The organism is Anaerotruncus rubiinfantis, from assembly GCF_900078395.1.
Lineage (GTDB): Bacteria > Bacillota > Clostridia > Oscillospirales > Ruminococcaceae > Anaerotruncus > Anaerotruncus rubiinfantis.
Genome location: NZ_FKLA01000009.1, coordinates 132,956 through 146,146 on the forward strand (window position 1 = coordinate 132,956; position 13,191 = coordinate 146,146).

Annotated in this window: 13 protein-coding genes; 5 read left to right on the plus strand and 8 right to left on the minus strand. The window is 58.1% G+C overall.

Annotation, left to right across the window (positions count from 1 at the left end):
* Nucleotides 1-14 precede the first annotated feature (14 nt).
* Entirely contained in the window at nucleotides 15-1,016 is a 1,002-nt protein-coding gene (locus BN4275_RS06005) for a beta-ketoacyl-ACP synthase III (RefSeq protein ID WP_066455434.1), read from the minus strand.
* Between the two features lie 269 nt (nucleotides 1,017-1,285).
* On the opposite strand from BN4275_RS06005, the gene BN4275_RS06010 reads away from it, so the two are divergent.
* From BN4275_RS06010 to BN4275_RS06020, 3 genes are read left to right on the plus strand one after another with little or no spacing between them, the layout of a single operon-like run.
* Nucleotides 1,286-2,203 carry an ACP S-malonyltransferase gene (locus BN4275_RS06010; protein WP_066455436.1) on the plus strand — a complete coding sequence of 306 codons (918 nt, stop codon included), beginning with the start codon at nucleotides 1,286-1,288 and terminating at the stop codon, nucleotides 2,201-2,203.
* An 11-nt stretch (nucleotides 2,204-2,214) separates the two neighbouring features.
* Nucleotides 2,215-3,060: a shikimate dehydrogenase gene (gene aroE, locus BN4275_RS06015; RefSeq protein ID WP_066460228.1), complete on the plus strand. Its 846-nt coding sequence runs from the start codon at nucleotides 2,215-2,217 to the stop codon at nucleotides 3,058-3,060.
* Complete coding sequence (locus BN4275_RS06020; RefSeq protein ID WP_079988117.1) at nucleotides 3,057-3,578, plus strand: shikimate kinase; 522 nt, start codon at nucleotides 3,057-3,059, stop codon at nucleotides 3,576-3,578. The genes aroE and BN4275_RS06020 overlap by 4 nt, the downstream gene beginning before the upstream one ends.
* A 353-nt stretch (nucleotides 3,579-3,931) precedes the next feature.
* Here the strand turns inward: BN4275_RS06020 and BN4275_RS06025 are convergent, their stop codons facing one another.
* A complete protein-coding gene (locus tag BN4275_RS06025; protein WP_207734300.1) occupies nucleotides 3,932-4,120 on the minus strand; it encodes a ribbon-helix-helix protein, CopG family in 189 nt (62 codons plus the stop codon).
* A 96-nt stretch (nucleotides 4,121-4,216) separates the two neighbouring features.
* Between BN4275_RS06025 and BN4275_RS06030 the strand changes: the two genes are divergently transcribed.
* The gene (locus BN4275_RS06030) at nucleotides 4,217-4,402 is read left to right on the plus strand and encodes a hypothetical protein (protein ID WP_066455442.1); all 186 of its coding nucleotides are present in this window, start codon (nucleotides 4,217-4,219) and stop codon (nucleotides 4,400-4,402) included.
* A 383-nt stretch (nucleotides 4,403-4,785) separates the two neighbouring features.
* Here BN4275_RS06030 and BN4275_RS17805 read toward each other — a convergent pair whose 3' ends face one another.
* The 6 genes from BN4275_RS17805 to dusB all read right to left on the minus strand — a co-directional run bounded on the left by BN4275_RS17805 (nucleotide 4,786) and on the right by dusB (nucleotide 10,457).
* Nucleotides 4,786-4,914 carry a hypothetical protein gene (locus BN4275_RS17805; RefSeq protein ID WP_255420047.1) on the minus strand — a complete coding sequence of 43 codons (129 nt, stop codon included), beginning with the start codon at nucleotides 4,912-4,914 and terminating at the stop codon, nucleotides 4,786-4,788.
* An 8-nt stretch (nucleotides 4,915-4,922) separates the two neighbouring features.
* Nucleotides 4,923-6,692 carry a phosphoenolpyruvate carboxykinase (GTP) gene (locus BN4275_RS06035; protein WP_066455445.1) on the minus strand — a complete coding sequence of 590 codons (1,770 nt, stop codon included), beginning with the start codon at nucleotides 6,690-6,692 and terminating at the stop codon, nucleotides 4,923-4,925.
* 217 nt (nucleotides 6,693-6,909) lie between these two features.
* Nucleotides 6,910-7,959 carry a tRNA (adenosine(37)-N6)-threonylcarbamoyltransferase complex transferase subunit TsaD gene (gene tsaD, locus BN4275_RS06040; protein WP_066455448.1) on the minus strand — a complete coding sequence of 350 codons (1,050 nt, stop codon included), beginning with the start codon at nucleotides 7,957-7,959 and terminating at the stop codon, nucleotides 6,910-6,912.
* A gap of 22 nt (nucleotides 7,960-7,981) precedes the next feature.
* Nucleotides 7,982-8,779, minus strand: a complete 798-nt coding sequence (locus BN4275_RS06045; RefSeq protein ID WP_066455451.1) for a hypothetical protein — start codon at nucleotides 8,777-8,779, stop codon at nucleotides 7,982-7,984.
* Nucleotides 8,776-9,450 carry a tRNA (guanosine(46)-N7)-methyltransferase TrmB gene (trmB, locus tag BN4275_RS06050; RefSeq protein ID WP_066455454.1) on the minus strand — a complete coding sequence of 225 codons (675 nt, stop codon included), beginning with the start codon at nucleotides 9,448-9,450 and terminating at the stop codon, nucleotides 8,776-8,778. Before trmB ends, BN4275_RS06045 begins: the two co-directional genes overlap by 4 nt.
* Nucleotides 9,447-10,457 (minus strand): tRNA dihydrouridine synthase DusB, encoded by a 1,011-nt coding sequence (dusB, locus tag BN4275_RS06055; RefSeq protein WP_066455458.1) that lies wholly within the window; start codon nucleotides 10,455-10,457, stop codon nucleotides 9,447-9,449. The genes trmB and dusB overlap by 4 nt, the downstream gene beginning before the upstream one ends.
* A gap of 135 nt (nucleotides 10,458-10,592) precedes the next feature.
* Here dusB and polA point away from each other — a divergent pair, with 135 nt between their 5' ends.
* Nucleotides 10,593-13,178 (plus strand): DNA polymerase I, encoded by a 2,586-nt coding sequence (gene polA, locus BN4275_RS06060; protein WP_066455460.1) that lies wholly within the window; start codon nucleotides 10,593-10,595, stop codon nucleotides 13,176-13,178.
* Nucleotides 13,179-13,191 lie beyond the last annotated feature (13 nt).

The following is a 13,191-nucleotide window of genomic DNA, read 5'->3' on the forward strand; positions in this document are numbered from 1 at the left end:
GTTTCCTCCCATTGTTATGCTTCGTATGTGAAAACCGCCGCCGCGTACACCAGCCCCGCGCCAAATCCCACGGTACAGAGCTTGTCGCCCGGCCGCACCCTGTCCGAACGGAGCAGTTCATCGAGCGCGATCGCCACCGAGGCGCTCGAGGTGTTGCCGACCCGGTCAATGTTCATGAACGCTTTTTCCATGGGAAGCCCCAGGTTTTTCATCGCGGTCTGCACGATGCGCACATTCGCCTGGTGCGGGATGATATAGCTGAGATCCTCCGGCATGATCCCGGCCTTTTCACAGGCCTCCCGCACCGCGTCGGGCATCGCTTTCACCGCGAACTTGTAGACCTCCCGGCCGTTCTGGGTGAGCGCATGCGGTCCGGTTTCGGTCCGGCTGATGTCATCCTCGGGCACCGACTGTCCGCCGAACGGGGTTTGGTGCGGGGCGTTCTTGGAATAGATGAGCCCGTAGCCGGAGCCGTCCGAATGCAGCGCGGAGGCGAAAACGCCCGTCTGAGACCGCCGCACGACCGCCGCGCCCGCGCCATCCCCGAAGAGGACGCAGATTGAACGGTCGTTAAAGTCAATCATCCGGGTCATCATCTCGGACGAAACAACCAGAACGGTATCCACCCCGCCGCTGTAGAGGTAGCGTCGAGCCATATCAAGCGCGAACACAAAGCCCGCGCAGGCGGCGTTGAGGTCGAAACAGAAGGCGTTTTTTGCGCCGACCGCCTGCTGGATGATGCAGGCCATCGACGGCGTGACATAGTCGGCGCTCACGGTGGTGCCGATGATAAGTCCGATCTCCTCAGGATCGACCCCGGCCTTCTCGATGGCGGACCGCGCCGCCTTCGCGCCCATCATCCAGGTGGCGTCGCTGTCCGCGACATGCCGGGTGACGATGCCGGTCCGGGTGCGGATCCATTCGTCCGAGGTTTCCACAAAAGCCGTATAAGCTTCGTTGTCCACGATGTGACCGGGCAGATAGCTGCCCGTTGCGCATAATTTGATTCCGTTCATGCTCTTCTCCTGACTGTTCCGGGAATTTTTCGCCCCACAATACTTGATTCCATAAACCGGGTTGTGTTATAATTGGGGTCGAAAAATGTAACAAGTGTTATATTTCTTGTGTTATCATACCGTCAATCCACACAAGTTGTCAAGAAAAAATTTGTTAATAAATTTTTTCTGTTGAGATTTTGGTATGTTTGCCCACTTTTTAATCCGTAAAGGCATCGTATATGAAACTTTATGAGGCCCGCTTTTCCGGGCCGGAAGGAGTATTCCCCATGAGCAAAACTGCATTCCTGATGAGCGGCCAGGGTTCCCAGTATCCCGGCATGGGCCGCGAACTTTATGAGAATTTCCCCGCCGCCCGGCAGGTTTACGAATGCGGCGCGGATATCCTCGGTTTCGATCTTGCCAAACTTTCCTTTGAAGGCGCGGAATCCGAGCTCGCCCAGACCAAAATCTCACAGCCCGCGATCTTTGCGGTCTCGATGGCAGCCTGCGCCGTGGCGAAGGAATCCTGCGAACCCGCCGCCTTCGCGGGGCATTCGCTCGGCGAATACGCCGCGCTCACCGCAAACGGCGCTTTCTCCCTGGAGGACGGCTTCCGGGTGATCGGCGCGCGCGCGGCGGCCATGCAGCGCGCGGCGGACGAGAACCCCGGCAGCATGTTCGCCATCATCGGCAGCGACGAACAAACCATCTCCCGCGTCTGCGAGGAGACCGACGGCTACGTGCTCCCCGTCAACTACAATTCCCTCTCCCAGACGGTCATCGCGGGCGAGCCAAAACCCGCGCAGCAAGCGGCCGACAGGCTCGCCGGAATGGGCGCAAAAGCTGTCAAGCTGGCTGTTTCGAGCGCGTTTCATTCCAAACTGATGGACTGCGCCGCTGTGGAATTCAAGGAGCGGATCGCCGGGATCAAAACGGCCCCGCTCGAAAAGCCCTTCTATTCAAACGTCACCGGCGGGCTGCTCCCACCGGATACCGACCTCGTCGAATACCTCGCCCGGCACCTTGTTTCGCCGGTGCGCTTCCACGAGGAAATCTCCGCCATGCTCGCCGCCGGGATCAGCTCCTTCGTCGAATGCGGACCGGGCAAGGTGCTCACCATGCTTGTAAAGCGCGGCTTCAAGGAAGCCTCCGCCTACAACCTCGAAAATCAAAAGACGCTTGACAAATGGAAAGCGTCCCTCTGAAGGTGAACCATATGGAACAATTCCAGCTGATCGGGCATCCGCTCGGGCACAGCATGTCCCCGCCGATCCACGAACGACTCTTCGCACTCGAGGAGCGCGAAGCCGCGTACACGCTCAATTCCTTTCCGCCGGAACAATTCGAATCGCATCTGGCGCAGCTGATGGCGCTCGACGGATTCAATATCACCATTCCATATAAACAGACCATCCTCCCCCATCTCGATGAGCTGCACCAATCGGCGCGGCTTTATGGCGCGGTCAATACGGTGCGCCGTCTGCCGGATGGCCGGCACATTGGCTATAACACCGACTGCGACGGCTTTCTGCGCACCATGTCCGCTCACGGCGTTTCGCTTGACACCCGCGTCTGTGTGCTGGGCGCGGGCGGCGTGGGCCGGATGTTCGCGATCGAATGCGCCCGTCAGGGCGGCGACGTGACCGTCGCGGTGCGCGAGAGCGGCCGCAGCCGCGCCGAAGCGCTCCGGAAGGAGATCGCTGAACAGTTCGGCCGCAAGATCTCCCTCTGCGACATCGCAAGCCCGGAAGGCCGGTTCGGCCTTCTCATCAATGCCACGCCGGTCGGCATGTTCCCCAAGGTGGATGCCTGCCCGGTGCCCGAAAGCTTCCTCACCAGCGTGGACGCGGTGTTCGACTGCATTTACAACCCCGCCGAAACCCTGCTGCTCCGCCGCGCAAAGACGGCAGGCTGCCTTTGCATGGGCGGTATGCATATGTTGGTGTGGCAGGCTGCTGTCGCCCACGAATACTGGCATGGATGCAGTTTTGACAATGCCTCGGTCGACAGGATCGTGGACGAGATGCACGAGATCCTCCTCAGAAAGGAGCGGGAAGCTTGAACAATCTGATCCTTTGCGGCTTCATGGGCTGTGGCAAAACCACCGTCGGCAAGCTGCTCGCAAAACGGCTTGGCCTCGAATACATCGATCTCGATGACGAAATTATCCGGGAGGCCGGAATGCCCATTCCCGACATCTTCTCCATCTATGGGGAAGCCCATTTCCGTGACCTCGAACATGAAGCAGTCCACAACCTTGCCCGCCGGGTCAACTGCGTGGTTTCAACCGGCGGCGGCGCCATGACCTTCGACCGCAATATCGAAGCCATCGACCAGCGCGACCTCGTCGTCTTTCTCGACGCCCCGTTCGAGGTCTGCTACAGCCGCATCAAGGACAGCGACCGCCCAATCCTGCGGCAGAATACGCCCGAACAGTTTCAGGCGCTCTTCGCGCGGCGGCGGGAGGCCTACCGCAAGGCCGCGCAAAATGGCCTCACAATCGACGCCGGTCGATCCGCAGATGAGGTTGCCGCTGACATCGCGCTTCTGCGCGAAAAGAATCAGGGGCGGCGCCCCTGATAATCCCCTTTGCGCCCTTCGCGCGCTCAGGTTTCTCTTGCGCCCTCCGTGCGCTCGGATTGCCTCCGCGGGCTCGGATTGCCTCCGCGGGCTCGGATTGCCTCCGGCGGGCCCCTTTCTTGCTTGTCCAAGAAAGGGGCGAAAGAAGGACACGCGGGGATACCCCGCGGCCCCCTGCGGGCTGTTTCATTGCCTGCGGCAAAGACAGCCCGCAATCTGCTTAGACAATACGTACTGTGCCGCGTGATAAAAAGCACGCGGGACAAATCGCCGCAACCTTGCGGCGATGCGCTGCGCGCAATAAGGACAAACGGATTTCAATTTAAAAAGCGCCGGACCTCTGTCCGGCGCTCTTATTTTTCTTCTATTTCACAATTATCAACCGCATATTCCAGGAAAATCCCGATCAGCTCGTTACGCTTATGTCCTGTCTTAGCGCAAATTTCATCCAGCTTTGAAACTGTCTCTTCCTTGATCCGGATGGAAAAGGTCTTATATCCATCCTCACCTTTCGGACGTTTGGGCTTTACGACAATCGCCATTTCCATCACCACCTCTGAACATATTTTATGCTTGAATCGTGGTGATTAATATGTTATAATTTATGTTATAAATTATAACATATTTGGAGATAAGCCATGACTTCAAAAGAACATTTACGGCTGCGGGAACTTTCGCGGCAAGTTTACACCTATGCGGGCAAGATGAATTTGTCCGCATGCCAGCTCAAGGATGATGCAGCAAGCGTTGTCACCCGGCGTTATTTTGTGCAGCTTGAAAAGCGGATGGAGAAGCTGCGGGAATTTCTGAGAACGATTGATTGACAATACCCATTGAACGAATCCGGCGCGGATTTTGCAGCAAGCCCGTAACATGGGAGCGCGAAGCGTTGCCATCAGTCTTGAGCTGACCGGCAGTTGGGAGTGACGGCGTCGCAGGTCTCGAAGTCCAAGGACGCGACCGCCGCCTTTGCGAAGCAACCAGCGGCGGTGGGGTTCCAAGGGGTTTCCCCTTGGCGTGTTCTTTCCCCTATTTCTTGCACGAGCAAGAAATAGGGCCGCCGGAGGCGACTCCTCCGGAGCGCCTGGAAGGCGCAATCCCCGGGCGCCCGGAGGGCGCAAAAAACAAGCGAATTCCTCATTTTTGCAGGGAGACAATAAAGAAAGCGCATGGAACCTGACGATTCCATGCGCTTTCACTTTTTTGTTCAGTGGCGGTCCCGGTTGAGGACCAAAACAGCCATGATACCGTACAGCACAGCCACGATGGTGGCTGCTGCAACCAGTGCCACCGCCGTGACGCCGCGCCACGGGTTGATCTGACGGTATTCCCTCATCATAAGCCTTATTTCGCGAGGTTGGCTTCGAGCTTTTCGAGCTCGGTCTCGAGCTCTTTGGGGAGTTTGTCGCCAAATTTGGCATAGAACTCCTTGATGCCCTTGACTTCCTCTTTCCACAGGTCCTTATCGACAGTCAGCAGGCCGGCGACAGTATCGGTGGTGATGCCGTCAAGACCGGTGATGTCGATATCTTCCGGTTTCGGCTCGTAACCGATCGGGGTTTCAACAGCTTCGGCTTTGCCTTCGACGCGGTCGATGATCCAGTTGAGGACGCGCAGGTTGTCGCCGAATCCCGGCCAGATGAAGTGGCCTTCGTCATCGGTGCGGAACCAGTTGACGTTAAAGATCTTAGGCGCTTTGTCACCGAGCTTCTTGCCCATTTCGAGCCAGTGCTGCCAGTAGTCGCCCATGTTGTATCCGCAGAACGGGAGCATCGCCATCGGGTCGCGGCGGACAACGCCGACAGCACCCGAAGCGGCCGCGGTGGTCTCGGAAGCCATGGTGGAACCTACGAACACGCCATGCTGCCAGTCACGGGACTGATAAACCAGCGGAGCGGTTTTGGCGCGGCGGCCGCCGAAGATGATCGCGGAGACGGGCACGCCGTTCGGATTTGCAAATTCGGAGGAGATGCAGGGGCAGTTGATGGCCGGAGCGGTGAAGCGGGAGTTCGGATGCGCGCCTTTGCTGCCATCGGTGCAATCCCATTTCTCGCCTTTCCAGTTGACCGCATTCTTCGGCGGGTTCTTATCGAGGCCCTCCCACCAAACAGTGTTGTCGTCCAGGTTGTGGACCACGTTGGTGAAGATGGTGTTGCGGCGGGTGGTTTCCAGCGCGTTCGGGTTGGACTTCATGTTGGTGCCAGGGGCAACGCCAAAGAAGCCGTTTTCCGGGTTGATTGCCCAGAGTCTGCCGTCTTCGCCGATACGCAGCCAGGCGATGTCGTCGCCGACCGTCCAAACCTTGTAACCCTTGTCAAGCAGCTCCTTCGGCGGGATGAGCATGGCCAGGTTGGTTTTGCCGCAGGCGGACGGGAACGCGGCGCAGATATATTTGATTTCGCCTTTCGGGTTCTGCAGGCCGAGGATGAGCATGTGCTCCGCCATCCAGCCTTCCTGTTTCGCCTGGTAGGAAGCGATGCGCAGCGCGAAGCATTTTTTGCCGAGCAGAACGTTGCCGCCGTAACCGGAGTTGACCGACCAGATGGCGTTGTCCTCGGGGAACTGGACAATGTAACGGTTCTCTTCTTCCATCTTGGCCTTGGAGTGCAGGCCGCGGACGAAATCGTTGGAGGTGTCGCCCAGGTGGTCGAACGCCTTCTGGCCCATGCGGGTCATGATATCCATATTCAGTACAACGTAGATCGAGTCGGTCAGCTCGACGCCGACTTTGGAGAATTTGGAACCGATCGGGCCCATGCAGTACGGGATGACATACATGGTGCGGCCCTTCATGGCGCCGTCAAACAGGGCGCGCAGTTTCGGGTACATGACTTTCGGGTCTTCCCAGTTGTTGGTCGGGCCCGCTTCTTCCTTCGTTCTGGAGCAGATAAAGGTTCTGCCCTCCACACGGGCGACATCGTTGACCGCAGTGCGGTGCAGGACGCATCCCGGAAGCTTCTCAGGGTTGAGCGGCTCGAGCTCTCCGGTGGAGAAAGCCTGCTCGCGCAGTTCGTTGAGCTGTGCCTCGCTTCCATCAATCCAGACAACCTTATCCGGTTTGACAAGCGCTTTCATCTCCTCAATCCAATTGAGGACATTTTTGTTGTTCGTCATGATTTTACTCCTCTCGCTGTATTGAATTTTTAATAACACAATGATACATATGGGGCTGAAAGTCAACGGTTCATGGGGTTGCATCCCGCATGAAACTCGAACTTTTCACACTTAGCATTATAATGGATCAACTGCAAAAAAGCAACGTGAATTCGTTAGAATTTTGTGAATTTTCAGACAATCATGCAATTCATCATTTTTCTTCCTGCAAAACCAATCATTTTGAGACAGAATGCTTAGAATCATACGGATTTTGGAAAGGCAGGTCGATATTCCACGAGGCGCAAGCGTTTAAATCAAGCCCCGCCGGCGGGCTGCAAAGCTGCTCATAATAGGCCTGCGCGCCGATCATCGCGGCGTTGTCCCCGCAAAGGGACAGCGGCGGGACGCAGAGCCTGTACCCGTGGCGCCGGCACATCTCCTCCAGGCGGGAACGCAGCCCGCTGTTGGCGGAGACGCCGCCCGCCGCCACAATCGTTTTGTAGCCGTATTCCCGCGCGGCCAGTTCCAGATGGCCCACCAGGATCTCGCAGATGGTGCGCTGGAAACTTGCCGCCAGCGAATCTGTATCCACATTTTCCCCTTTCTGGGCGGCATTATGCAAAAGGTTCAGCACCGCCGTTTTGAGACCGGAAAAACTGAAATCATAAGGCGAATCCTCGACGCGCGGCTTCGGAAGCTTATACTTTCTGTCATCGCCGCGCTTTGACGCCTCGTCGATATAGATTCCGCCCGGATATGGGAACCCCATAGCGCGGGCAGATTTGTCGAACGCCTCCCCGGCCGCGTCGTCGCGGGTGCGGCCAATGATCCGAAAGTCGGTGTAGTCCTTCACTTCAACGATGTGGCTGTGCCCGCCCGAAACAACGAGGCAGAGAAACGGCGGCTCAAGATCCGGATGCGCGAGATAATTGGCGGCGATGTGCCCACGGATATGGTGAACCGGGATGAGCGGTTTTCCCGCCGCGAGCGCAAGCCCCTTGGCGTAGTTTACACCAACCAGCAGTGCGCCGATCAGCCCTGGCGCGGCGGTCACAGCGACCGCATCGATCCCGGCAAGCGTCAGCCCGGCCTCGTCTAGCGCGCCCTGCACAACAGGCACGATGTTTTCGGTATGGCGGCGGGAGGCAATCTCCGGCACCACGCCGCCGTATTTTCGGTGCTCCGCGACTTGAGAATTGATCACCGAGGAAAGAACTTTCCGCCCGTCCTCCACCACTGCGGCGGCAGTCTCGTCGCAGGAGCTTTCAATTGCAAGGATTTTCATAGCCATTTTCCTTTCGCCGCCATCAGGCGGGTTTCACGCTTTGTGCGATCATATCATAAAGCTTGAGGTCGTCCGCTGTTGCCGAAGCGGAGACGTAAAAATACAGATAAGTGAAATGCCCTTCGCCCAAATCCATCATATATTCCAGGACATTCCCGCCCAGGCCGGGCGTGATATACCGTGTAAAGCGGTCGCCACAGCAGTAGGCGCCAATCTCATTTTCTGCTGATTCGAATGCCTCCCAGGTTTCGCCGGTTATCGGATTGCCTTCCGCTGAAAATACATTCCACGCGCTGAACAGTGCCTCGCCCTCAGGATAGTATCCCCCGATGTCCCCGATTTTGATCGTCCCGTTCGCGAAGCCGCCGTCGTATACGATGACTTCGTCGATCCCGCAGCGCGGCGGCAGCAGCAGCTTCGCTTCGACGCGCTCGGGCGGAAGGCCTTGTTTCTCCGCGTCATAGTTGATCAGCGTGACCGTGTGCCATTCCCATTCCGCCGGGTCTCCGAAATTTTTGTATTCGATATGATCCCACATAATATACGGCCCTTTCTGATTTTCCGGCAGGGTCGGGTCGGGCTGGACGCCGTCATAGAGCGGCGGAGCCGATTCCGCCGGCTCCGAAAAAGCGGCGGGCGGCACGGGGCTTTCCGGCGCGGACGAGCCGGATGGCGAGAGCGCGCCCCCGGCAGGGGCGGACGCTTCGGCAGAGGATGCGGACGCGGAAACGTCCTGCGCCATCGGGGTCGTTTCGCGGCCCTGGCAGCCCGCCAGCAACAGGCAGGCGCTCATCAGCACCGCGCGCAGGGTTTGTTTCATGGCGTGGGGGCCTTTCCCGGTTCCGCTGTTTTTTTCGCGCGGATCGCATAGATCGGCTGGCCGAGCGAGGAGAAATGCGTCTCATACTCGGTCATGACGTTGCCTGCGGCGCATTCACTCTGATGCAGATTGTTCGTCGTGAAATATGCCGGAAAAGCCGCTGCGAATTCATAGAGTGAGAAATGGTAAAGGTTGTAGTTGTCGGTCTTAAACCAGATTTCCCCGCCTGGCAGGAGCAGATTCTGATAGGTTTTCAGCCGCTCGCGGTAGGTGAGCCGCCGTTTGAACTGCCGATGCTTGTGCCAGGGGTCGCAGAAATTGATGTAGATCCGTTCGAGTTCTCCAGGCAGAAAGATCTGCGGGAGCTTTTCCGCATCATCCAGGATAAATCTGATATTTGGAAGCGGCGGCACGGCTGAGAGTACCCGTTCTGTCGCGATCACCGCGACGTTCGGTTCCCGCTCCACCGCAACAAAGTTTATATCCGGGTTTCGCCGCGCCATTTCAAAGACAAAGCCACCCTTTCCGCAGCCAATTTCCAGATGCAGCGGCGCCTGAGGGTTCGGAAATGTTTCACGGATATGCCCTTTCAGAGAAACCGGGTCCTTCAGAACAATCGATTCGCAGGCGGCCAGCCGCGGGGCTAAATTCGGTTTTTTACGCGGTCTCATCTTTCTTCCTCCTCATTTGACGGTTTGTCCAAAACGGCTTCCTCCGGATTGAGGCGCAGCGCTTCCTCCGCAAGCGCCCGCGCGTCGGCCAGTGTACAGAGCGTCCCTGCCTGCCGCCGCAGCGACGCCGCGCCGCGCACCCCCTTCATGTACCAGGCGGCATGCTTGCGCGCTTCGCGCATTGCGCCATATTCGCCCTTCTGTTCGCAGGCGAGCGAAAACTGCCGCAGCATGACCGCCATCCGTTCCTCCAAGGGCGGCAGTGGCAGTACCGTCCCGTCGGCCAGGAACTGGTCGACCTGCCGGAAGATCCATGGGTTTCCGAGCGCGCCCCGCCCGATCATCACGAGGTCACATTTTGTATAATCGTACATATTTATCACAGATTGTATACTGTCACAATCCCCATTCCCGATCACCGGGATCGAAACGGCCGCCTTCACTGCCGCGATAATGTCGAGGTCGACCGGAGGCGCGTAGAACTGCTCCCGCGTGCGGCCATGCACCGTCAACGCCGCCGCGCCGCTCTCCTGCATGATTCGCCCGAACTCCACGGCATTGACATGTTCGTCGTCCCAGCCTTTGCGGAATTTCACCGTAACCGGCAGGTCAACTGCCTTTACAGCTGCTTCCGTAATTTTCCCCGCAAGCGTGGGATTCTTCATCAATGCTGAACCGCCGCCGTTTCCAGCGATCTTGGGCGCCGGACAGCCCATGTTGAGGTCGATCACATCCGGCCGGTAATCGAGCGCCTTTTTCGCGGCTTCCGCGATCAGCTCCGGATCATCCCCAAAGAGCTGCACCGCGACCGGGCGTTCTTCGTCGCTCACCCCGAGCAGCTCGGCGGTCTTGCGGTCGGAATAGTGCATCCCCTTCGCAGAGGCCATCTCCCCTACCAGGTACGCCGCGCCGAACTGCTTGCAGATGCGCCGGAAGGCGCTGTCCGCGACGCCTGCCATCGGTGCGAGCGCGGCGGTACGCTTGATTTCCAGATTGCCGATCTTCATGGGGCCCCTCCAATTTGTTCATGATTCTAAATGATTATTTTAACAGAAATTTGGTGAATGGACAATCTTTTGTGGTATAATAATTTATAATTGTCAAGATTTATCATCTTTCACATATCGCAGAGGAGATTTACCATGAAATTGCTGGCCATCGACGGGAACAGTATTCTGAACCGCGCATTCTACGGAATCAAGGCGCTGACTACCAAAAATGGAGAATTCACCAACGGAATCTATGGTTTTTTGAATATCCTGCTGAAACTGCTGGAAGAAACCCAGCCGGACGCGGTCGCCTGCGCCTTCGACCTGCGCGCGCCGACCTTCCGCCATCAGATGTTCGAGGGCTATAAGGCCCAACGGAAAGGCATGCCCGAAGAGCTCGCCTCCCAGCTTGAACCGCTCAAGGAACTGCTGGCCGCGCTTGGCTACAAAATTGTCACCAAAGAGGGTTACGAGGCGGATGATATCCTCGGCACCTTTGCAAAGTCCTGCGCCGGACGCGGCGACGAGTGCGTCATCGCCACCGGGGACCGGGACAGCCTCCAGCTGGTTGGGGAACGCACCACCGTGCGCCTGGCCACCACCAAGATGGGCCAGGCCAGCTCGACCGTTTACGACGTGGCCGCCGTGATGGAGAAATACGGTGTGCCTCCGCGGGAACTCATCGACGTCAAGGCGCTTATGGGCGACGCTTCCGACAATATTCCCGGCGTGACGGGTATCGGGGAAAAGACCGCGCTCTCGCTCATCGCGCAGTATCACGATCTTGACTACATCTATGACCACTTGGACGAGCTCGAAATCAAGCCGGGCGTGCGCGCAAAGCTCGCAGCGGACAAGGAGATGGCTTACACCAGCCGTACGTTGGCCAAAATCGACTGCGATGTACCGATTGACACCGACCCGGAAAGCTACCGCCGTGCCGAACCGGACGCAGCCAAAGCGGGCGCACTCTTCGCGCGGTTTGAAATGTTTAAGTTGGCTGACCGATGGGGGATCGATCCTACGGCCGCGGCAGCCGATCCGGCACTGGAGGAATCCGCGCCGCAGGCTGTTTTGCAGGTTTCCTGTGATCCAGGTGAACTGTCCGCACTGTTTACCGATAAAAAAGCGATTGACTTGCTGATTGAATGGGATGATGACCAACCCAAAGCCGTAGCTGCCGCCGTTCCGGGGCGGCTGATTCTTGCGGACGGCGCAAAGCTCAACGAAATCCTGGGCTTTTCAGCCGGACTGCGGATCTGGAGCAGCAAACCGCTCTATCGTTATTTGTATAGTTTTGATAAAAATATACAAAATATAAATTTCGATGGGGAACTCGCCGCCTATCTGCTCAGCCCAACCACCTCGAGCTACGCGCCGCAGCCGCTTGCCGCGCAATACAATGTCGTACCCTGCGTATTCGAGACGGAGATCCCTTCCGAATATGCATCGATCGCGGCGGACGGGGCGGTCATCACCGCGCTGCATGACAAGCTCGCCGCGGAGATCGAAGCGACCGGCCAACAAAAGCTCCTCTATGAAATCGAGATGCCGCTTGCCCGGGTACTCGCCGCAATGGAATGCGAGGGCTTTGCGCTGGACACGGACGCGCTCAGGGAGTACGGCGCGGACCTCGATGGGCGGATCGGGGAGCTGGAGGACGGCATCTACCGTCACGCGGGCCACTCCTTCAACCTCAATTCCCCCAAGCAGCTCGGCGATGTGCTGTTCGTCGACCTGGGCCTCCCCGCCAAGAAAAAAACCAAGACCGGCTATTCCACCAACGCGGATGTGCTTGATTCGCTGCGCGGCAAGCATCCCATCATTGAGCTCATTCTCGAATACCGCAAGCTCTCGAAGCTCAAATCCACCTATGTGGACGGGCTTTTAAAGGTGGTCGGCCCGGACGGACGGGTGCGCTCGACCTTCCAGCAGACCGAAACCCGCACCGGACGCATCTCCTCAACCGAACCGAATCTCCAGAATATCCCGATTCGCACCGCGGAGGGCAGCAAAATGCGCCGCTTCTTCAAGGCACGGCCGGGCTGGAAGCTGATCGACGCGGACTATTCGCAGATCGAATTGCGGGTGCTGGCCGACCTGGCGGGCGACAAAAACATGATCGCCGCCTTTAAAAGCGGTCAGGACATCCACACCACCACCGCCGCGCAGGTCTTCGGCCTGCCGGAACTGATGGTGACACCCGCACTGCGTTCCCGCGCCAAGGCGGTCAATTTCGGGATCGTCTACGGAATCGGGGCGTTTTCGCTCTCGCAGGACATCGGCGTTTCGGTGGCGGAAGCGGACAGCTACATCAAAAACTATCTCGCCACCTACGCGGGCGTGCGCAAATACATGGAGGACACCATCGTTTTCGCGCGGGAGAACGGCTATGTCAAAACGCTGTTTGGGCGCCGACGCTACCTGCCGGAGCTTGCCGCTTCGAACAAGGTGACCCAGGCGTTCGGCGAACGGGTCGCGCGCAACACCCCGATCCAGGGCACCGCGGCGGACATCATCAAGATCGCCATGGTGCGGGTGTTCGAGCGGCTGCGGCGCGAGAAGATGCAGGCAAAGCTCATTTTGCAGGTGCACGACGAACTGCTTGTCGAGGCGCCCGAGCAGGAGGTGCCGCTCGCCACCATCATCCTCAAGGAGGAGATGGAACACGCGATCACCCTGAAGGTCCCGCTCGTAGCCGACGCAAACGTCGGGGACAACTGGCTGGATGCAAAATAGGCAGGAGGACTGA